We start from the raw sequence: 19,812 nt of genomic DNA on the forward strand, positions 1-19,812 counted from the left end.
AGCGCTGGAGCAGTATGGGCGCCGAACCTACGTTCCGGGTGGCCGTGGATGCGATGGGGAGCGACAACCATCCCGGTCCGGAGGTACTCGGAGTCGTGCAGGCTCTGAAGCAGTACCCCGGTACCCAGGCCATCCTGGTGGGCAACCGCAAGGTCATCGAGCAGCACCTCCAGGAGGTGCCTGCGGCCGGCCTGCCGCTGGAGATCGTGCATACCGATGAGTACATCGGCATGTGCGAGCATCCGGTCATGGCCATCCGGAAGAAAAAGAACAACTCGATGCGCCTGGCCATGAATCTGATCAAGGAAGGCCGGGCGGACGGCTTTGTCACTGCGGGCAACACCGGAGCCGGCATGACCCTGGCCAAGCTCGTGTTCGGCACTTGTCGCGGCGTGGACCGGCCGGCGCTGGCCACCGTGGTCCCCTCCATCAAGGGCACGACGATCATTGTGGACGTCGGCGCCAACGTCGACTGCAAGCCCCTGCACCTCGAGCAGTTCGCCATCATGGGGCATGTCTACGCCAAGATTATCTTCGGGATTGAGAAGCCCCGGGTGGCCCTCTTGTCCATCGGCGAGGAGGAGATCAAGGGCAACGACCTGATCAAGGAAGTCCACCAGGCGCTGAAACACTCACAGCTCAACTTTGTGGGGAATATCGAGGGGCGCGACGTCTATGTCGGCGACGTGGACGTCGTGGTGTGCGACGGCTTCGTGGGTAACGTGGCCCTCAAGATCAGCGAGGGGGTCATTGCCGCCATCATGCATCTGCTGAAACAGGAACTGGCCCGCGGGCTCCCCACCCAGGTGGGCGCCCTGCTGACCAAGCCCGCCTTCCGCAAGCTGAAGAAGAAGATCGACTATTCCGAGTATGGCGGCGCGCCGCTGTTGGGCGTACGCTCGCCCGTCATCATCGGCCACGGCCGTTCCAACGCCAATGCGATCAAGAACGCCATCCGGGTGGTCCGTGAGTTCCATCTTCAGCAGATGTCCAGCAAGATCGAACAGGAAATCGAACTGTTCATGCAGCAAAACCGCCAATGTGAGGTCTGATTATGTGGGATATGGCACTGACCGAGGAGCAGAGGGAAATCCGGGACCTGGCCCGCAGGATCGCCAGGGAGCAGATCGAGCCGGTCCGCGCCGAACTGGACGAGAAAGAGGAATTCCCCTGGGAGATCATGAAGGTGCTGGCCGAGGCGGGTCTGTTCGGCGTGTACATCCCGGAGGAGTACGGCGGCTTCGGCAAGGGCATCTATGAACTGTGCCTCGTGACCGAGGAGCTCAGCAAGGTCTGTGGCGGCGTGGCGGTGAGCTACGCGGCCTGCGGCCTCGGCTCCTATCCCTTCATCCTCATGGGGAGCGAGGAACAGAAGAGGAAGTACCTGCCGCAGATCGCCAGCGGCAAGAAGCTGGCCGCCTTCTGCATCACCGAGAGCGGCGCCGGCTCCGACGCCGGGGGCATTCGCACCGTCGCGCGCAAGGACGGCGATTACTACTACCTAACCGGTACGAAGCAGTGGATCACCAACGGCTCGGTGGCCGACATCTACACCGTCATCGCCCTGACCGACAAGTCCAAGGGGCCGCGGGGCGCTTCGGCGTTCATCGTGGAGAAGGACTTCCCGGGCCTGTCGTTCGGCAAGAAGGAAAAGAAGCTGGGCATCCGCGCGTCGTCCACCACCGAGGTGGTCCTTGACGAGTGCCGGGTGCCGAAGGAAAATCTGATCAGCCGCGAAGGGATGGGCTTCGTCGTGGCCATGCGCACCTTTGATTACACCCGCCCCGGAGTGGCGGCCCAGGCGCTGGGCATCGCCGGCGGGGCATTCGAGTACGCCCTACAATACGCGCACACCCGCAAACAGTTCGGCAAGCCCATCAGCTCCTTCCAGGCCGTCAACCACATGCTGGCTGACATGGCCACGCAGATCGAGGCGGCCCGGGCGCTGATCTACAGCACGGCCCAGATGATCGACGCCGGCAAGGCCAAGAACATCTCGAAGCTGTCGGCGATGTGCAAGCTGCTGGCGTCGGACACCGCCATGAAGGTAACCACCGACGCCATCCAGATCCTGGGCGGCTACGGCTACATGAAGGACTATCCCGTGGAAAAGATGTTCCGCGACGCCAAGATCACCCAGATCTACGAAGGCACCAACCAGATCCAGCGCAACGTCATCGCGTCCGAGCTGATCAAGGAAGTCGTTTCGGAGCACAAGAAGTAAAGGAGTGTCGGTCCGCATGAGCAAGATTGTGTTCATCTTCCCCGGCCAGGCGTCCCAGTACTCGGGCATGGGCCGGGAGATTCATGACAGCCACCCCGCGGCCGCCGAGGTATTCCGGCGCGCCGACGAGGTCCTCGGCTTTCCCCTGTCCGCCATGTGCTTCCAGGGGTCGGAAGATGAGCTGAAGCTCACCGAGAACACCCAGCCGGCCATTCTGACTGTGAGCACCGCCGTCCTGCGGGTGCTCCAGCAGTGCGGTCTGAAGCCCGACTTTGTCGCCGGGCACAGCCTGGGCGAGTATTCCGCCCTTGTCGCCGCCGGCAGCCTGACCTTTGAGGATGCGGTGCTCGCCGTCCGCAAGCGGGGCCGCTACATGCAGGAGGCGGTGCCCGTGGGCGTCGGCGCAATGGCCGCCTGCATGGGCATGGACCTGGCGACCGTCGAGAGCGTCTGCGCCGCGGTCCGTGAGGGCCAGGTGCTGGTGCCGGCCAACATCAATTGCCCAGGGCAGATCGTCGTGGCCGGACACGCCGAGCCCGTGGACCGGGCCATTGCGTACGCCAAGAAGCAGGGTCTGGGCCGGATGATCCGCCTGCCCGTGAGCGCACCGTTCCACTGCGAGCTCATGCGGCCGGCGCAGGAGAAGATGGCCCAGGATCTCGGCCGGATCGCTTTCGGCGACCTGGCGGTGCCTCTCGTCACCAATGTGGACGCCCGGTTCATCACCGCGGGCGCGGACGCCCGGGACAGCCTGGTCCGCCAGGTGACCGGCTCGGTCCGGTGGCAGGCGTCGGTGGAAGGGCTGGTCGCTGCGGGCGCCGACGTGTTCGTCGAAGTGGGGCCCAAGACGGTCCTGTCGCAGATGGTGCGCAAGATCAGCGCGGAGGTCCGGACGTTCGCGGTGGAAAAACCCGCCGAGGTCGACGCCGTGCTGGCCGCGCTCAAGACCGCGTGAGGAGGAGATGATGGACAAGCCCGTGGCGGTGGTGACCGGCGGAGCCCGCGGCATCGGGGCCGCCATTGCGAACGCCCTGCTCGGGGCCGGGTTTGCGGTGGCCGTCGCCGACATGGACCTGACGACCGCCGAGGCGCTGGTGGCGTCCAAGGGATTGCCGGCCGGCGAGTTCCGGGCCTACGCGCTCAACGTGACCGATGAGGGTGGGGTGGCCGCCGTGTTCAAGCAGCTGCAGGCGGATTTCGGCCGGATCGACGTTCTGGTCAACAACGCCGGCATCAACCAGGACAACCTGATCATGCGGATGAAAATCGAGCAGTGGCAGCGGGTCCTGGATGTGAATCTGACCGGCGCCTTCCTGTGCACCCGGGCGGTGATTCCGGTGATGATGCGACAGCGCGCAGGCCGCATCATCAACATCGCCTCGGTGGTCGGCGAGATGGGCAACGCCGGCCAGGCCAACTACTGCGCGACGAAGGCGGGCCTCATCGGCTTCACCAAGGCGGTGGCGCGCGAAGTGGCCTCCCGCAACATCACGGTCAACGCCGTGGCACCGGGCTATATCGACACCGAGATGACCCGGAGCCTGCCCGAGGCGGTGAAGCAGGAGTTCAGCCGCAACATTGCGCTCGGCCGACCCGGGCAGCCGGAGGATGTCGCCCACGCGGTGGCGTTCCTCGCCAGCCCGGGCGCCGCCTACATCACCGGCTTCGTGCTGGATGTCAACGGCGGCATGTACATGTAATTCGGGATTAACCGTTATCAACAACTTTTCGAGTGGAGGATATCATGGCCAGTATCGAACAGAAAGTGAAGGAGATCATCGTCGAACGGTTGGGTGTCAACGAAGCGGATGTGACTCCGGAAGCGTCCTTCATCGATGATCTGGGCGCCGACTCCCTGGACACCGTGGAACTGGTGATGGCCTTCGAAGACGGGTTCGGTATCGAGATCCCGGACGAGGACGCCGAAAAGATCACGAACGTGGCGCAGGCCATCGAGTACATCAAGGAAAAGGCCGCTGACGCCTAACCATTGAGCACAACATCCGAGGGGAAGCGCGCGCGCTTCCCCTCAATTTATCTACAAGGAAAAAACGATGAACACTCGTCGAGTCGTAGTGACCGGTGTGGGCATAGTCTCGGCCACGGGGACCGGGACCGACAAGGCCTGGCAGAATATCGTCGCCGGCGTCAGCGGCGTGGGCCCCATCACCCTGTTCGATGCCGCCGAATTTCCGGTGCGGATCGCGGCGGAGGTGCGGGATTTCAACCCGGAAGACTTCATGGACAAGAAAGAAGTCCGGAAGTATGACCGGTTCATCCACTTCGCCCTGGCCGCGTCCGAGTTCGCCGTGAAGGGCTCCGGGCTGCCGCTGGAGACCACGGACCTGAATCGGGCCGGCGTGTACATCGGCTCGGGGATCGGCGGATTCGCCACCATCGAGGCCGAGCACGAGAAGCTGCTCAAGGGCGGCCCGCGGAAGATCTCGCCGTACTTCATCCCGGCCACGATCATCAATCTGGCCTCGGGGATGGTCTCGATCAAATTCGGCCTCAAGGGCCCGAACTGCGCCTGCTGCACGGCGTGCGCCACGTCGTCGCACGCGCTGGGCGATTCGTTTCGGATCATCCAGCGGGGCGACGCCGATGTCATGATCGCCGGCGGTTCCGAGGCGGCGATCACGCCCATGGGGATCGGCGGATTTGCGGCCATGCGGGCGATCTCGGCGCGGAACGACAACCCCACCGCTGCCAGCCGCCCCTTCGACAAGGAGCGGGACGGCTTCGTCGTGGGCGAGGGCGCCGGCGTCCTCGTGCTCGAGGAGCTGGAACACGCCCGCCGGCGGGGCGCGCCGATCGTGGCCGAGATCGTCGGCTACGGGATGACCGGCGACGCTTTCCACATCACCGCGCCGCCGCCCGATGGCGACGGAGCGTACCGCGCCATGCTGGCGGCCGTCCGGGACGCCGGCATCCGGCCGGAGGACGTGGACTACATCAACGCCCACGGCACCTCGACGCCGTTCAACGACAAGCTGGAGACCATCGCCATCAAACGGGCGTTTGGTGATCACGCCGCCCGGTTGCGGATCAGCTCCACCAAGTCGATGACCGGCCACTTGCTGGGTGCAGCCGGCGGACTGGAGGCAGCCGTCACCGCGCTGGCGCTCCGCGACCAGGTGATCCCGCCCACGATCAACTACGAATTCCCCGATCCGGAATGCGACCTGAACTACACACCCAACACCGCCGTGCGCGTGCCGCTGCGCTATGCGTTGTCCAACTCGTTCGGCTTCGGCGGAACGAACGCCGTGCTGCTCTTCAAGCGGTACGGAGCCTGAAGTCCCCCGCCCAATCGGAGGTGGCATGAAAATCGGAGTCTGTATCAAGAAGGTTCCCGACACGGAAACCCGAATCCGGATCGCGCCCGACGGCCGGCAGGTGAGCCTCGACGGCGTGTCCTTCATCATTTCGCCGTATGACGAGTTCGCCATCGAAGCCGCGCTGCAGCTCAAGGAGAAAGTCGGTCAAGGCGAGGTGATCGTCATCGCCGTCGGCGACGAGGAGACCGGCAAGGTAATGCGCAACGCGCTGGCCATGGGCGCCGACCGGGCCGTCCTGGTGACCGACCCGGCCGTCATCGAGACCGAGCCGTACGACGTGGCCCGAATCTTGGCCGCCGTGGCCCGCAAGGAAGGCATCGAGCTCCTCCTCTTCGGCAAGCAGGGCGTGGGCCAGGATTACCAGCAGGTGCCGACGTTGACCGCCGAGGTGCTGGGCTGGCCGGCCGCCGCCGTGGTGGTCGGACTGGAGCTCGCCGGCGGCGAGCTGACCGCCACGCGCGAGATCGATGGCGGCGAGGAAGTCGATCGGCTGTCGCTGCCGGCGGTGGTGTCGGCCCAGAAGGGGCTCAACACCCCGCGTTACGCCTCACTGAAGGGCATCATGGCGGCCAAGAAGAAGACCATTGAGACGCACGCCCTCGCGGCGCTGGGCCTGGCCCCGCTGGCGCAGCGGAGCTGGGAGGTGATCCGTTTGGAAATGCCGCCGGCCCGTGCTGCCGGCCGGCTCATCGGGGGCGAGCCCGAGGCCCAGGTGAAGCAGCTGGTGGAGCTTCTGCATACGGAAGCGAAGGTGCTCTGAGAGAGGAAGGGAGATCATCATGGCCCAAGGCTTTTTGGTATATGTTGAAAATCGGAACGGCCGGATCCGCAAGGGGTCGCTGGAGACCCTGGCCACCGCTCGACGCCTGGCCGATGCGCTGGGGCGGACGGTGGACGCCGTGATCGTCGGTGACGACGCTGCGGCGGCCCAGGCGGCCCGCTTCGGCGCCCATCGCCTCTTCCGGGTGGCGCCGGCGGACGTCTACAACTCCCGCGACGGCGTCGTGGAACTGCTCGCGGAACTGGTGCGGCAGGAATCCCCGGCCTGGGTCGTGGCCAGCGCCACGGCTGTCGGCAAGGACTGCCTGCCGGCGCTGGCCGCCCGCTTCGAGCGGTCGGTGATCCAGGACGCCACCGAGGTCGTGGTTGAGGGCGGCGAGCTGCTGATCAAGCGGCCCATATACGCCGGCAAGGCCTTCGAGGTGCTCAAGCCGGCGGGGGCGCTCGCGTTCCTGACGCTGCGGCCCAACGTCTTCCCGGCGGCGGAGGCCCCGGCGGCTGCGACCGTCGTGGAGCTTGCGACAGCCGTGGATCCGGCGCGGGTCCGCACCCGCGTGGCCGAGGTGCGCGAGACCGCCGGCTGCAAGGTGGAGCTGACCGAGGCCGCGATCGTCGTGTCCGGCGGCCGGGGCATCAAGGCGGCGGAGCATTACCCGCTGATCGAGCAACTGGCCGCCGCCCTCGGCGGCGCTGCGGGCGCGTCCCGCGCGGTGGTCGACGCCGGCTGGGTGGCCCACCACCATCAGGTGGGCCAGACGGGCAAGACGGTATCGCCGACGCTCTACATAGCCGTCGGCATCTCAGGCGCGATCCAGCACCTGGCCGGCATGTCGTCGTCCAAGTACATCGTGGCCATCAACAAGGATCCCGACGCCCCCATCTTCAAGGTGGCCGACTACGGCATCGTGGGCGACCTGTTCCAGGTCGTGCCGCTGCTGATCGAGGAAGTACGGAAGCTCAACGCGTGATCGGGGTGAGGGCGTGCCGCTGATCGAACTGCGGGACATCACCAAGAGTTTCGGCGACAACCGGGTGCTGCAGGGCATCAGCCTGCAGGTGGAAGCGGGCGAGACGCTGGTGGTGCTGGGCAGGAGCGGCATCGGCAAGAGCGTCACCCTCCTCATCATCACCGGCCTGCTGGCGCCGGATTCCGGCCAGATTTTCCTCCAGGGCCAGGACATCACCCGCCTGCGCGAACGGGACCTGATCCCCGTCCGCCGGCGGTTCTCCTATGTGTTCCAATCCGGGGCGCTGTTTGATTCACTGACCGTGTTCGAAAACGTGGCCTTTCCCATGTCAGAGTCCCGCGGCCAGGAGGATCCGGAGACTGTCGCGCACGTCCAGCGGATTCTCGAGCACCTCGATCTCGCCAAGGTCGCGGACCTTTATCCCCAGGAGCTGAGCACCGGCATGAAGAAACGGGTGGCCATCGCCCGGGCCATCGCGGTCCAGCCGCTGGCGATCCTGTACGACGAGCCGACCACCGGCGTGGATCCGCTCACCGCCAAGCTGATCAGCCGGACGATCAAGGGACTGCAGCAGCAGCTGGGGGTGACGTCCATCGTTGTCACCCATGATCTGAAGTGCGCGCGGATGATTGCCGACCGGGTGGCTTTCCTGCACGACGGAAGGATCTACTTTCACGACACCTTCGACCGCTTCATCGCGTCCGACCTGGACGAGCTGGTCCGGTTCAAACAATCCCTGCCGTCGTTGATGCGTTACATCGGGGCCTGAACCCGGCTATTCCAGCTGGATCACGTAGCTGCCAGCCGCTTTGTCGTGCAGCGCCTGCTGGGCCGGATTGTTCAGGGCGAAGAACCAGCCGATCACGAACGCCCAGACCAGCGTCCGCACGGCGCCGTTTTTAAGGCCGATGGGATTGCCCTGTTTATCGATCACGGCCAAGTTCAGCAGCCGCTTGCCGATGGAGCGGCCCAGCACGCCGTTTGTGAAGGTGAGGTACATGAAGGGGAGGAGCACGGCGCCGAGCAGGCTCATCAGCAGCGGGAAGAAACCCTCCTCCTCGCCGGCGCTCAGACCCAGCGCGACGCTGCCCAGCAGGCTGAGCAGCCCGGTGATGACCAGATCGATGATCACGGCGATCACCCGCTTCATCGGCGTGGCGGGCTGGAAGCTGGCCAGCGCGTCGGTGCCGCCCATCCGCACCTTGTCGCGCGCCATCTTGAAGGAGTTTCGGAAATAGGGGACCGCACCCAGTTCGGCCCACTTGGCTTCGCCTTTCCGGATCAGATCGGTGGCCAGGACGCTGCCGCCCAGGATCCACTCCTCGATGGTCCGCATGTCCAGGTTTTCGTAGATCTCGTCACCGATCTTCACCGACCAAACCTTGTCGTCCCAGGCCGAGGTCAGGCCGTCGCCCGGCTCTTTTGCGTCCACTTTGGCGCCGGCGGGCGCCTGGCCCGCTGCGGCGGCGGTCGGACCGGATCCGGCCGGCGCCTCCGCCTCGGGCGGCGCGTACGCAGTGGCGGGCTTCTCGTCGGGCAGGTCCTTGAGCCGGATTTCAATCCGGGATTCGGACGGAACCTCCAGCTCGCCGGCCGAGCTGAACGCGGCATCGGCGGGCATGAGTTCCATGAAGCAGTTGGGGCAGACTTTCTCGCCGCCCACCTCGGTGCCGCACGACGGGCAGACCGCTTTCTGGGCCTGGGGCTTGGTCTGAAAGACGTCGGCGATGATGTCGGCGGAGTTGAGGATGTCCGACACGGACTCCTTCGGTTCATTGTCGAGCACCGCCGGACCCTGCGGCGCGGCGGCCTTGGCGGCGGCCGCCTTGTCCGGGGTGATCTCCTTGAAGAAATCGTCGTCCAAATCGATGGCTGGTGCGGCGTCGGCCGACGCCGGCGACCCGATGATGGCGGCGAGCGCGTCTTCCATCGGCGGCCGGTCGGCGGCGGCCGGCTCGGCCGGGGCTGGAACGGCTGGAGCGGCTGTCGTCGGTCCGAGAATGCCCTCCAGGTCGAGTTCCAGCCCGTCCGACTGGGCCATTCCGGCGGGCTGGCCCTGGCCTCGGAATTCGCCGGTGCCGCCCAGGAGCAGATCCCCCTGCTGGGGCATGAGGTTGGTGCCGGTGGCCGAGAGGTAGCGCGACAGCTGCATGTCGATCTCCGGCGGCCGCTGCACCTGAAACTGATGGCTGCAGGTGGGGCATTTGGTGCGGACGGCATTGACCGGCAGCTTGCCCACTTCGATCCAGATGAATTTTTTGCACCCGTCGCAGCGGATGGGCACCTTGTCGCGGACCATACAGAAGTAGGCGGCGATGTAGGCCGGCACGGCGAACGCGTCCAGGCAGTGGATCTGCTTGCCGTGCAGGAAGCGGTACGTCTCCTCGCTCATGCCGACGATCCGGCCGTTGGCGATCAGTTCGGTCACCACGTGCCGGACATTCTGGTCGATGTTGCGGCTGGGGAATCGGAATTCGTTGGCGGAGAGGGAGGAGAACGGTGCGCGGACAATCATGGGAAAACCGACGACGCCCAGGTCGATGTAGCGCTCGCCCGTCTCGAACTCGCCGCGGGCGTAGGCGGCGATGAAGTTGATGTTGGCATAGGGAAGATCGAACATCCGGTCCACCCGGATGTCCTTGGCGCGCGGGCTGATCCACTTGGCGTAGTGGTTCTTCACCTCCGGGCCCGTGGGCGCGGGGTGTGGCTTGACGATGTAGATCTTGTCCATCAGGCGCTCAAGGCTCATAGGCGGTCCTCTGGAAAATTTGGAAAAATTATAACAAATCCGTCCGGCCGGGACAACTGCGCCGACCGGCGCACGTCACAGTTCCTTTTTGTCGAAGTGCAGGCGGCGCGTGGGGGTTGACGGAGCCGGCGGAGACAAGCGCCGGTTGCGGCGCCGATGGATGAGGAAAAAGGGTAGGGCGACAAGCAGCCCCGCCGCGAGCCCGATCCCCAGCGGCACCGGCTGGAAGTACTCGAACAAGGTGCGCTCCACGGTGGGGTAGGGGATGAGGAGTGGCAGGTCGAACAGGGGGAGCGGCTCCGATTCGATGGCCGAGTGGAAGCGGAACACGAGGTCGGCGTCCTGGCCGGCCTGGGGAACGATCTCCCACACCCACAGATCGGTGTTGTCGCGCTCGGGTGACTGGATCTGGCGGAGTTCGAGCCGGTCGGTCCGGTTTTCCAGCGTGAAGGCGAGCTGGGGAAAATCCTTCAATGATTTCAGGAGCAGGGCCAAATCGGGGTCCTGCCGGGCATCCAGCTCCCGGGCCGGGCGCATCGCGGCCGCCAGGGTGAGGCGCTGCGGCCGGCCGGCCGCCAGCGTCGCGGGCGCCGTGATCTCGATGGCGCCCAGCGGCAGCTCCTTGAGCCGGACGTCCACCCGGTAAGTCTGCCGGTCGGCCTGCCGCTTGCGGTTCACCCGGAAACTCAGCACCTGCCGCGACAGAAGCTTGGACTGGATCACGTTCTTGTCGTGCTGCAGCTGGAACATTTCCCGGGCCAGGTCCTTGTCCTTGGTGGCCAGGATCTCGAGCTGGCGGGCCAGAGTCTGCTTTTCGGCCTGCGTGGCGGCCAGATTTCGGGTCAGCTCCGCCTGGGTGTTCTCAAGCCGCGCGATGGCGGCCTCCATCTCCTGGACGCGGGCTTGGTAAGCCCGGTTGCCGGCGGAAAGCTGTGTGTAGGCGCCGGCCAGCGTGTCGAGGAGTTCGGCGGCCGGCGTCGCCGGTGCCGACTGCAGCCCGGCCTCGGTGCAGGCGGCCCGGATGGCCCGTTCCAGCGTCTGCGCCTCCCCGTCGGTTCGGGCCAGCTGTTTTTTCAGCTCGGCTTCGGTGTTTTGCAGCAGGCGGATCCGCTCGCGCAGGTCCTTGCCGGCTGAATCGAGGACGGTTTTCTCCTGCTGCATGGCGTTGAGCTTGGACTGCACGGCGTTCTTGTCCCGCTCCAGGGCCGCCAGCCGCCCGGACAGCTCCTCGACGCGGGCGCCGGCGGACTGGAGATCGCGCCACAGCGCCTTGCCCACCGGGTTGGCGCGGGTGACGATCTCGTGCACGCCCTGATCGGGCATGTCGGCGGTCCGGGCTTCCACCTCGACGAATCCGGCATACCGGTCCTCGATGTATTCGCGCTTGGCCGACTCGATCTCGGTGTAGCTCAAACCGGTAGTGAAAAACTTGGCCAGCACCTGGTGGAACTCCTCGCCCGGGGGACGTTCATCCAGCGGCGCGGGGAACTGGTAGCGGATCTCGGCCTGCTGGCGCAGATCCAGGGAGGTGAGCTTGAGGCGCACCTCCCGGCCGCCGAAGTCGACGTCGGTGATCCGCACCTGTTGCCCCACGCCGAAGACGGTGGTCCCCTCGCCCTCGGAGGTCAGCCGGTAGCGGCTGCCAGAGACGAACACCTTAATGGTCCCCGCAGGGAGGGGGACTTTCAGGAACAGGGTCTTGTTCTGATATCGCTGGACATAGGTTGATTTCCAGGCCGTGGCGGACTGGGCGGTGACCGAACCCGCCGCAGTCAGCCCGATCAGCAGGGCAACCGGTGCGCGGAGCAGATGGATAGCGTTCACTCGGGGCATTGTATCAAATGGCTTGGGGGATGTTAATGGAAATGATACAATCCGCGGTCGGAAAAGCTTGAAGCATCAAGGTGATGAGATGAACGCGAATCCGCAATCAACCCCTGCTGTCCGGCTGGTGTCCCGGGCGGAGTTCCCCAGCCGGTACGGCAATTTCGAAATCTACGGCTTCGAGCATCTGCCCACGGGTGAGCCGTTCGTGGTGCTGGCGCGCGGACCGCTCGATGGTGAGACGGTGCCGCTGCTCCGCATCCACTCGCAGTGCCTCACCGGCGACGCGCTGGGCTCCCGTCGTTGTGACTGCGGCTACCAGCTCCGGACGGCGCTGCGCCTCATCCAGGAATCCGGCTGCGGTCTGCTGATCTACCAGCTCCAGGAGGGCCGCGGGATCGGGATCCTGAACAAACTGAGGAGCTACCAGCTCCAGGACAAGGGCGCCGACACGGTGGAGGCCAACGAGATGCTCGGTTTCGAGGCCGATCTGCGTGAATACGCGGCCTGCGGCGGGATCCTGCACAGCCTAGGGGTGGGCCGGGTGCGGCTGCTCTCCAACAATCCGTCGAAAATCCGCGCGCTGGAGGCCGCGGGGATCCGCGTCACAGATCGCATCCCGCTGGAGATGCCCCCCGACGAACTTTCCAGCCATTACCTCAAGGCCAAAAAAGACAAGCTGGGTCACCTGCTGGACCAGGTGTGAGGCGGAACGTTCCCGCGGCCGGGATCGCCTGCCCGCACCGGCCCACGAGCCGCCGGCTGCCGGGGCTCAGCGCGGGCGCGGGTGGCAGACGAACGCCTTGGGCAGCACCTCGCAACGCCTGAGCTTATAGGGTAGGGGAAAGTCTTCTCCGGGCGGCATGGGAGGGCGGTTGAGCCGGCCGGCCTGATTGGCCAGCACCGCCGCCAGGCTGTCGGGCACGGTCACGCCGTCCACTCTGAGCTTTTCCAACCGGTAGCGGCCCACCCCGTTGTCGGAGCGGAAATGGATCTGCGCCTCGTAGCGGTGCTCGCCCGACAGGATCCAGACGAAGGCCCGGTGCAGTGGGGATTCCAGCTTGATCTTCGCCCGCGCCAGATCGGCGATCACCTGGGCGTGTACGCGGTCCTTGTCCAGCCGGACCCGGATCTCGCGGGCCGCGGAGTAGAACAGCTCGTCCCGGTGCACCTCGATGTAGGCGTTGACTTCGTCCTCCGAAACACGGAGCGACGCCGGGGGCCGGCTCGATTTGAGCTGGATGAGCTTGGCTTCGCAGCGGCCGGCCAGCGTCCGGAGGTCGGGTCGGGCCGGGGTGGCGGCGAGGAGCACGACGCCGAGGCTCAGCAGCAGGACCGCCGCCGCGCCCGTCCGCCCCGCCGGTCTCAAAGCTCGCCCTCGAGCATGAAGTAGAGTTCGCGGGATTCCTCGAGTTCCTTCAGCGTGCGCGACATGTTCTGGATGAACTCGTCGCGGGGCATGGCCCGGTCTACGGTTTCGCCGCTCAGCGACTGGAGCGACACCACCCTGATCTTCCGCTTCAGGATGAAGCTGACGAGCTTCAGGGCGTCCAGAGAGATGGGTACGTACAGGTTACCATTGATGCAGTTGACCACCTCGCGGGCCACGCTGTCCTCGACGGACGAGATCTTCTGCAGCTCCCGGATGACCATCTTGCGGTAAGTGGAGAAGAAGGTCTGGTATTCGACCTTCAGCCGCTCGACGGTGTCGATGATCCGGTTGATCAACGCCTCCACGTTGGTGGAGGAGTTGATCCGGAAGCCGCACAGGCAGCGGGGGGACCGCTCCAGAACTTCCGCAGTGGGGAAATCGCACTCCCGCTCCTGGAGCATGGCCATCATCCGGTACAGCGACTTGACGCTGTAGGAGTTGATCGTGATCACGCGGGCGAGCTTCGGCAGGTTCTTCCACCACTCGGTTTTCATGAGGAGCGCCAGCTCGCTCGAGTTGGTGAGGCTGTCGAGGTGCCGGTCATGGACCGACAGGTAGTGCTGCCGATAGGCCTGTTTGAAGAGCTGGAACTTCTCCTGGTAGTAGGTGCGCCGCCCTGCGTCGATGAGCTTGGTGGGCCGCTCGAAGAAATTGGACAGCTCCAGGCGGAGGTTCTCAATCGACTGGTCGTTGGTCTTGTCGGAGGTCAGGATGTAGCTCTTTGTCTCCTGGAAGGCCGTCATCCATTGTAGGAATTCGCGGATGTTGCTGATTTCCTTGAGCACCGATTGGAACGCTTTCAGGTTGTTGGAGAAGGTGCGGGCCAGCACAGCCAGGCCGTCGTCCAGGTTGTACTGCTGGTTGACGATGTTCTCGACGATGTTCTCGATGGCCTTGGCGTTGCGGTGGCATGACTGCAGCTCCCGCCACAGCAGGGTGGTGACCATCTCGTTGGGGATCTGCTGCAGCATCTGCTCCAGCGAGTTGCACCGCTCGAAATCGAGCCATTCCGGGAGCAGGTTTTTGAGATGCTTGCGCGACTGGGTGATGCCGCCCGTAGCTTCGATCTGGGTGTTGCACAGGGTGTAGCCCCACTGGAGCAGTTCCGGCAGGGGAAGCACTTTTTCCTCGATGGCCTGGACCGAGTCGAAGTAGGTCAGGTCGAACTCGCCCGACAGGCTCATACGGTTGAGCACGTCGAGGTCGGCCTTGTTGCTTTGGAAGATTTTGATTTTGCCCGCCGCCACTAGGGCGATGAGGATGATGTCCACCAGCGACTGGTTCAGGCCGTAGGGCGAGTTGGCGAACGACTTGTAGAAGAAGGCCAGCGGGAAAGTGATCTGCGGGTACGATCCGATCAGGAAGATGACCTCGGCGATGAACTGGGATTCAAGGAAATTGTCGGATTCCGGTTCGAAGCGGTAGGTGTTGCCCGCCTTCTTGACCAGATGGAGGGGGAGGAGAACCTTCTCGGCGAACTCGCGGCTCTCCGGCCGGTCGATGTCCTTGCGGAGGAAGATCTCCGCCGCCTGGGACCGGCTCTTCTCGGCGGCGTCCACAAGTTCGAACTTGGGGTGCAGGGGGAAGTATTCATCGTAGACTTCCACCAGCAACTGCTTCAGGAACTGGTGCAGCTGATCCGGCTCCGGGCAACCGTCGGCCAGGCACTGGGACGTCTGGTTGTAGTGCAGGATGCCGTCGGCAAAATATTTTTTCTGCAGGATGACGCGGAGTTCCTCGTCGACCGCGCGGAGGCGGTTCTGGTATTCCTCCTCCATGTCGAAAAAGCGGTAGCGGTGCTCTTCCGACGACAGGACGGCGGCCACTGCGAAGCGCTGGATCTCTCCGGGAGTCAGCTGGCCCGGCTGGAGGATCAGCAGCTGGGGGTACTGGCTGACCAGCTCCCGGATGGTCTTCAGCGGCCATTTCTCGTGGTGCGGCGACAGGATCCAGAGCTGCCAGTCGTACATCTTGGCCGCGCCGTAGGCGGTGCCGGAATCGGCCGGGCCGTGCGGCTTGGGCAGGCCTTCGGGGAACGTGTCGCACCAGTCCTCGGTGTCGGTCTTGTCGGCCAGTTCCTGGAGCAGCGACTGGCTGCGGAGCTTGAGGGGCGTCACGTGGAGCTGCTCGTACCGATCGGCCCAGCCGGCGATGCCGCGGCGTGTGGTGCCCCGCCAGGTGATGGCGAGCGGCTCGCTGGAAACCGGCTGGGTGTAGTTCTCCCGGGTGAGGTTCATGCCGGGCAGCACCTGGATCGCCTTCTGGTAGATCAGACGTTGGATCTTCTCGTCCAGACCGGCGTCCTCCTTGAGCACCTCTTGGATGACGTAATCGAGGGACGTGTGGTCGAGGGTGACCAGCTGGAACTCCAGACCCTCCTCCTGCTGGATTTTGCGCAGGCATTGGGGCGCCTGTTCCTCGAAGAAGAGCAGGATCTGGGCGATATCGTCGGGGGTGACGGGCTTGTTCTGGTAGTCGGACAGCAGGAGCGCGTCGATCACGTTCTCGATGGTGGGACGGCACTCCTCGGTGATGCTCAGCAGGAAGACGGCCTTGAGCACCAGGCGGGCGAGCAGCCGCTGGCCCACGGGCAGGTTGGGGATGGTGTCCTTCTGGATGGTCTCGAACGATTGCAGGGCGATCTGCAGCTCGGGCACCTTCTTGAACTCGTGGTACAGCAGGTCGAACACCAGATCGATGGTGGCCAGGGCCGAGCAACGGTATCCCAGGATTTTGTTGGCCGTGGAGTAGATGAACGGGAGCAGGGAAAAGTTCTTGATGTAGCGGTGCAGGTAGAAGCTGACCTGGAACACCACCGGATGGACCGGGTAGAGGTCCAGGAAGAGCGCCGGGTCATGGCGGAAGTAGGGCACGGTCTTCGTCAGGTGGTTGTAAATCTCCAGCAGCTGCCGCCGCTGCAGGTCGGTCTTGATGATGATGTTGCGGTTGGCCAGGTCCAGGACGTTGCGCTTGGTGATGTGCTGGATGATGAACGCGCCCGGCAGCTGGTACTCGACGATCTTCTGGTGGATGTTCTGGTAGCGGGAGTTGAACGCGGGCGGGTTGAGCAGGTGGTCGAAGAACGTCGCCACCATGAACACCGGGTACATGCTGGTGGCCAGGGCGATGGTCAGCACGAATTCCAAATCGCCCGTGATCCGGGTCACGTTGCGGTAGGCGAGAAGCTTTTCGGAGATGTCGTCCAGGAGAATCAGCATCTCCTGGCCCTCGGGGATGAAGTCGCAGATGAACCGGATCTGCTCGTCGGAGTCCTCCAGCTCCAGCCAGTGTTCCATGGGCGGCAGTTCGTCGTGGCACACTTTTCGGTAGCTCTCGGCGAAAGCCCGGTAGAACAGCTCCTTGAGGGACTCCTCCTGACTGGGCTGGCAGTGGATTTCGACGACGAAGTGCTTCCGGTTCAGCCGGGCGATGGCCTGCTGGATCGCCGGGCTCTGGATCAGGCGCCCCGCGTCCGGCTGCTGCAGCACCTCCCGAATCACCGCCAGCGAGTGGGTTTTCCCCACGCCGCGGTCGCCGGACAGGATGAACGACCGGCGCTCCGTCCCGGGCTCCTTGGCCAGTTCCTGGAACAGCGTGATGAAGTTGTGGATGGATTCGTCGGTGAAGATGTAGGACTGGATGATGTTTTCCTGCGACAGCCCCTCGAGCGAGTACACGCCGTCGTAAGGCTTCAGGGTGATGAAGTCACGGATCTTCTTTCCCTCGATGGAATCGAGCGCTGGTTTGTCCATAAAACATAATTGTATCAACTTAATGCGTTGAAAGGCAAGTTTCTCGGGGTTCGGTGCCGGCGACGAACCAGCTTGTCTCAGGCGACGGACAGCCGGCTCGGGCCAGACGCCCCGAGACGGGGCACACCGTGCCCGCCGTCAACCCGGGGGGAGGCTCCGGGGCCAGTGGGGCGACCGGGTACATGTCGCCGGCCCGGCTGAGGAATTCCGTGAAGATGAACAGGGCGCTTTCGCCGCCGCTGAGCGGGAACTCGCGGCGGTCGTCATAGCCCATCCAGGCGCAGCCGATGAGGTTGCCGGTCAGGCCCACGAACCATCCGTCCCGGGCCGTGCCGGTCTTGGCGGCCATGGGCCAGGTGATGCCCTGCCGGCCGATGTTCTGAGCGGTGCCGCGGGCCACGGCCGCCTGCATCATGTCGAGGACGATGAAGGCCGATTCCGGGCTGAAAACCGCCGGTCCGCCGGCCGGACGGGCCGCGGTGCCGGTGCGCCAGGGGCTGGGCGGCAGCCGGCGTCCGCCGTTGAGGAACACGGTGTACGCGGCGGCCACCTCCAGCGGCGAGACGTCCACCGTACCGAGGGCGGTGGACGGGTAGGGGACGGCGCGGCCGGAGAAGCCGAGCCGATTGACCGCTTCCGCCACCTGCGGGAAGCCGCCCTGCTGGGCGAAGAGGATCGTGGCCGCGTTGAGTGACTTGGCCAGCGCCGTCTTCATGGTCACCGCGCCGTGATACTGGTTGCGGTAATTGTGGGGCCGGTAGGCGCGGCCGCCGTAGCGGATGGTGCACGGCCGGTCCACCACGACGCTGGCGGCGGTGAGCACGGGGCCGGACGGCCGGCGGGCCAGGTCCAGCAACCGGGCGAAGATGAACGGTTTGATGACGGAGCCGGCCTGGCGGCGCGCCGATGCGGCCCGGTTGAAGGCGGACGCGGTGTATTCGAGACCGCCGGTCATGGCCAGGATCTCCCCGCTGGCGGCGTCCAGTACCACGAACGCCGCCTGGAAGGAGTCCGCCGGCTCGTCGGGGTACTTGCCCCGCAGGACGGCGCGGACCCGGTTGGATCCTTCCGTCAGAGCCGTCTCGGCGACCTGCTGCAGCTCCAGGTTGAGGGACGTCATCACCACCGGGGCGGTCCCGTCCGGCGCCGGGACGGGGGCGGATCGGGCGGCCAGGTAATCCAGAAAATAGGGTGCCTTGACCGCGCCGAGCAGGGTGGTGTTGGCGGTGGGCAGCTGCCGGGCGGCCGCGGCGGCGCGCTCGGGACGCAGGATGAAACCGGCGTCCTCCATGGCCGCCAGCACCTGATCGCGCCGGCGGCGGGCTGCCTCCGGGTGGCGGAGGGGCTGGGTCTGGTTGGGCGAGCGGATCAGGCCGGCCAGGAGCGCGCATTCGGCCAGATCCAGGTTCCGGACGCTCTTGCTGCAGTACAGTTCGGCCGCTTCGGCCAGGCCGTACACCGAGAACGAGGCGCACTGGCCGAGGTACACGTCGTTGGCGTAAATTTCGAACAACTGCTCCTTGGACAGCCGCGTCTCCAGGATCAGGGCGATCATCGCCTCGGAAAACTTGCGGTTGACCGTCCGCTCCGTCGTCAGGAACAGGTTTTTAGACAACTGCTGGGAAATGGTACTGCCGCCCTCCCGGATGCCGCCGGCCTGGGCGTTCCGGAAGAATGCGCGCAGGATGCCCTGCCAGTCGATGCCGCCGTGCGTGAAGAAGTGCTGGTCCTCGGCTGCGAGGACCGCGTAGACCAGGTTCTGGGGCAGCTCGCCGAACGGCACCCGCGCCCGGCGCCGGCCGGCCTGCTGGGCGGCCAGCACCGCCGGCCGGATGTGAAACACCGGCAGAGGCGCGCCGGCGGCCGGGACGATCCGGGCGATCCGATCCTCCGCGAACTCCACCCGCACGGGAACCGGCGGTGTCGGCTGCAGATCCGCCCAGTCGCGCTCGTTGGCGATGGTGACGGAGCGTCCGTCCATGGCCACGGTGAACACCGGCGGTCGGTCCAGCCGGGACGACCGAAGGTACCCCCGGCGGTAAAGCAGGTTGGCCAAGGCCGACGCCGTGAGCCGCTGACCGGGAAAGAGCCGAGTGGGCGCGCTGTAGACGGTGGGGGTCCGATCCCACGGCCGGACGAGCAGCGCCTTGTCCACAAGGCGGGCATAATGGCTGTACAGATAGAGGCCGGCGCCCGCCGCCACGATCGCAGCCGCCAGCGCCAGCAGGAAGGCGTACTTGATCAGGCGGTGCGGCTGGATCTTCAGAATGATGCGCATGGCCCATCCTTGGACGACTCGTCGGTCGGGCGGCGACCGCGGCGGCTGCGGAAGAATTCCTGCAGCAACTCCCGGCACGCGTCGGCCAAGATCCCGCCCGCCACGGCCAGATCGTGGTTGAAAAGTCCCGGGCGACCCAGGTCCAGCCGGGAGCCGAGCGCCCCCCAGCGGGGATCGGCGCAGCCGTAGATCACCCGATGCAGGCGGGCCTGCACGCACGCGCCCACGCACATGGCGCACGGTTCCAGCGTCACCGCCAGCTCGCACCGGGTCAGGCGATGGTTGCCCACCGCGGCGGCGGCACGGCGGATGGCCAGAATTTCGGCGTGAGCGGTGGGATCGCCGAGTTGGATGGTCCGGTTGTGGTCGGCGGCGATGACCCGGCCGTCGAGCGCGACAACGCAGCCCACGGGGACCTCGCCCTCCCGGGCGGCCGCTTGCGCCTCGGCCAGGGCGGCCGCCAT

At 65.5% G+C, this 19,812-nt stretch carries 16 protein-coding genes; 10 read left to right on the top strand and 6 right to left on the bottom strand.

Annotation, left to right across the window (positions count from 1 at the left end):
* Positions 1 to 14 precede the first annotated feature (14 nt).
* The 9 genes from plsX (at position 15) to GX414_02775 (ending at position 8,082) form a co-directional block, all read left to right on the top strand.
* A complete protein-coding gene (gene plsX / locus GX414_02735) occupies positions 15 to 1,052 on the top strand; it encodes a phosphate acyltransferase PlsX (GenBank protein NLI46004.1) in 1,038 nt (345 codons plus the stop codon).
* Between the two features lie 2 nt (positions 1,053 to 1,054).
* The gene (locus tag GX414_02740) at positions 1,055 to 2,224 is read left to right on the top strand and encodes an acyl-CoA dehydrogenase (protein ID NLI46005.1); all 1,170 of its coding nucleotides are present in this window, start codon (positions 1,055 to 1,057) and stop codon (positions 2,222 to 2,224) included.
* Between the two features lie 16 nt (positions 2,225 to 2,240).
* The gene (gene fabD / locus GX414_02745) at positions 2,241 to 3,179 is read left to right on the top strand and encodes an ACP S-malonyltransferase (protein ID NLI46006.1); all 939 of its coding nucleotides are present in this window, start codon (positions 2,241 to 2,243) and stop codon (positions 3,177 to 3,179) included.
* 7 nt (positions 3,180 to 3,186) lie between these two features.
* A complete protein-coding gene (fabG, locus tag GX414_02750; protein ID NLI46007.1) occupies positions 3,187 to 3,924 on the top strand; it encodes a 3-oxoacyl-[acyl-carrier-protein] reductase in 738 nt (245 codons plus the stop codon).
* Positions 3,925 to 3,968: 44 nt separating this feature from the next.
* Positions 3,969 to 4,211 (top strand): acyl carrier protein, encoded by a 243-nt coding sequence (acpP, locus tag GX414_02755; GenBank protein NLI46008.1) that lies wholly within the window; start codon positions 3,969 to 3,971, stop codon positions 4,209 to 4,211.
* Positions 4,212 to 4,278: 67 nt separating this feature from the next.
* Positions 4,279 to 5,523, top strand: a complete 1,245-nt coding sequence (gene fabF, locus GX414_02760) for a beta-ketoacyl-ACP synthase II (GenBank protein NLI46009.1) — start codon at positions 4,279 to 4,281, stop codon at positions 5,521 to 5,523.
* 25 nt (positions 5,524 to 5,548) lie between these two features.
* On the top strand, positions 5,549 to 6,325 hold the full coding sequence (locus GX414_02765) for an electron transfer flavoprotein subunit beta/FixA family protein (protein ID NLI46010.1): 777 nt from the start codon (positions 5,549 to 5,551) through the stop codon (positions 6,323 to 6,325).
* 19 nt (positions 6,326 to 6,344) lie between these two features.
* Positions 6,345 to 7,313 (top strand): electron transfer flavoprotein subunit alpha/FixB family protein, encoded by a 969-nt coding sequence (locus tag GX414_02770; GenBank protein NLI46011.1) that lies wholly within the window; start codon positions 6,345 to 6,347, stop codon positions 7,311 to 7,313.
* A 13-nt stretch (positions 7,314 to 7,326) separates the two neighbouring features.
* Positions 7,327 to 8,082, top strand: coding sequence for an ATP-binding cassette domain-containing protein (locus GX414_02775; protein NLI46012.1), 756 nt, complete (start codon positions 7,327 to 7,329; stop codon positions 8,080 to 8,082).
* Positions 8,083 to 8,088: 6 nt separating this feature from the next.
* Here GX414_02775 and GX414_02780 read toward each other — a convergent pair whose 3' ends face one another.
* Together GX414_02780 and GX414_02785 are read right to left on the bottom strand one after the other, a co-directional pair.
* Positions 8,089 to 10,062 carry a hypothetical protein gene (locus tag GX414_02780; protein NLI46013.1) on the bottom strand — a complete coding sequence of 658 codons (1,974 nt, stop codon included), beginning with the start codon at positions 10,060 to 10,062 and terminating at the stop codon, positions 8,089 to 8,091.
* 75 nt (positions 10,063 to 10,137) lie between these two features.
* Positions 10,138 to 11,886, bottom strand: a complete 1,749-nt coding sequence (locus GX414_02785) for a hypothetical protein (protein NLI46014.1) — start codon at positions 11,884 to 11,886, stop codon at positions 10,138 to 10,140.
* Positions 11,887 to 11,974: 88 nt separating this feature from the next.
* On the opposite strand from GX414_02785, the gene ribA reads away from it, so the two are divergent.
* The gene (gene ribA, locus GX414_02790; protein ID NLI46015.1) at positions 11,975 to 12,592 is read left to right on the top strand and encodes a GTP cyclohydrolase II; all 618 of its coding nucleotides are present in this window, start codon (positions 11,975 to 11,977) and stop codon (positions 12,590 to 12,592) included.
* A 66-nt stretch (positions 12,593 to 12,658) separates the two neighbouring features.
* Here ribA and GX414_02795 read toward each other — a convergent pair whose 3' ends face one another.
* From GX414_02795 to GX414_02810, 4 genes are read right to left on the bottom strand one after another with little or no spacing between them, the layout of a single operon-like run.
* Positions 12,659 to 13,255: a hypothetical protein gene (locus GX414_02795; protein ID NLI46016.1), complete on the bottom strand. Its 597-nt coding sequence runs from the start codon at positions 13,253 to 13,255 to the stop codon at positions 12,659 to 12,661.
* Positions 13,252 to 17,070 carry a hypothetical protein gene (locus tag GX414_02800; GenBank protein ID NLI46017.1) on the bottom strand — a complete coding sequence of 1,273 codons (3,819 nt, stop codon included), beginning with the start codon at positions 17,068 to 17,070 and terminating at the stop codon, positions 13,252 to 13,254. The genes GX414_02795 and GX414_02800 overlap by 4 nt, the downstream gene beginning before the upstream one ends.
* 19 nt (positions 17,071 to 17,089) lie before the next feature.
* A complete protein-coding gene (locus tag GX414_02805) occupies positions 17,090 to 19,348 on the bottom strand; it encodes a hypothetical protein (protein ID NLI46018.1) in 2,259 nt (752 codons plus the stop codon).
* Positions 19,333 to 19,812, bottom strand: coding sequence for a nucleoside deaminase (locus tag GX414_02810; protein ID NLI46019.1), 480 nt, complete (start codon positions 19,810 to 19,812; stop codon positions 19,333 to 19,335). Before GX414_02810 ends, GX414_02805 begins: the two co-directional genes overlap by 16 nt.

The sequence above is a fragment of the Acidobacteriota bacterium genome (genome assembly GCA_012517875.1).
In the GTDB taxonomy this organism is placed as follows: Bacteria; Acidobacteriota; JAAYUB01; order JAAYUB01; family JAAYUB01; genus JAAYUB01.

Excerpts from the sequence above, each read along its gene's own strand:
- plsX (NLI46004.1), top strand. The coding sequence starts at position 15 with ATGGGCGCCGAACCTACGTTCCGGGTGGCCGTGGATGCGATGGGGAGC.
- GX414_02740 (NLI46005.1), top strand. The coding sequence starts at position 1,055 with ATGTGGGATATGGCACTGACCGAGGAGCAGAGGGAAATCCGGGACCTG.
- fabD (NLI46006.1), top strand. The coding sequence starts at position 2,241 with ATGAGCAAGATTGTGTTCATCTTCCCCGGCCAGGCGTCCCAGTACTCG.
- fabG (NLI46007.1), top strand. The coding sequence starts at position 3,187 with ATGATGGACAAGCCCGTGGCGGTGGTGACCGGCGGAGCCCGCGGCATC.
- acpP (NLI46008.1), top strand. The coding sequence starts at position 3,969 with ATGGCCAGTATCGAACAGAAAGTGAAGGAGATCATCGTCGAACGGTTG.
- fabF (NLI46009.1), top strand. The coding sequence starts at position 4,279 with ATGAACACTCGTCGAGTCGTAGTGACCGGTGTGGGCATAGTCTCGGCC.
- GX414_02765 (NLI46010.1), top strand. The coding sequence starts at position 5,549 with ATGAAAATCGGAGTCTGTATCAAGAAGGTTCCCGACACGGAAACCCGA.
- GX414_02770 (NLI46011.1), top strand. The coding sequence starts at position 6,345 with ATGGCCCAAGGCTTTTTGGTATATGTTGAAAATCGGAACGGCCGGATC.
- GX414_02780 (NLI46013.1), bottom strand. The coding sequence starts at position 10,062 with ATGAGCCTTGAGCGCCTGATGGACAAGATCTACATCGTCAAGCCACAC.
- ribA (NLI46015.1), top strand. The coding sequence starts at position 11,975 with ATGAACGCGAATCCGCAATCAACCCCTGCTGTCCGGCTGGTGTCCCGG.
- GX414_02800 (NLI46017.1), bottom strand. The coding sequence starts at position 17,070 with ATGGACAAACCAGCGCTCGATTCCATCGAGGGAAAGAAGATCCGTGAC.
- GX414_02805 (NLI46018.1), bottom strand. The coding sequence starts at position 19,348 with ATGCGCATCATTCTGAAGATCCAGCCGCACCGCCTGATCAAGTACGCC.
- GX414_02810 (NLI46019.1), bottom strand. The coding sequence starts at position 19,812 with ATGGCGGCCGCCCTGGCCGAGGCGCAAGCGGCCGCCCGGGAGGGCGAG.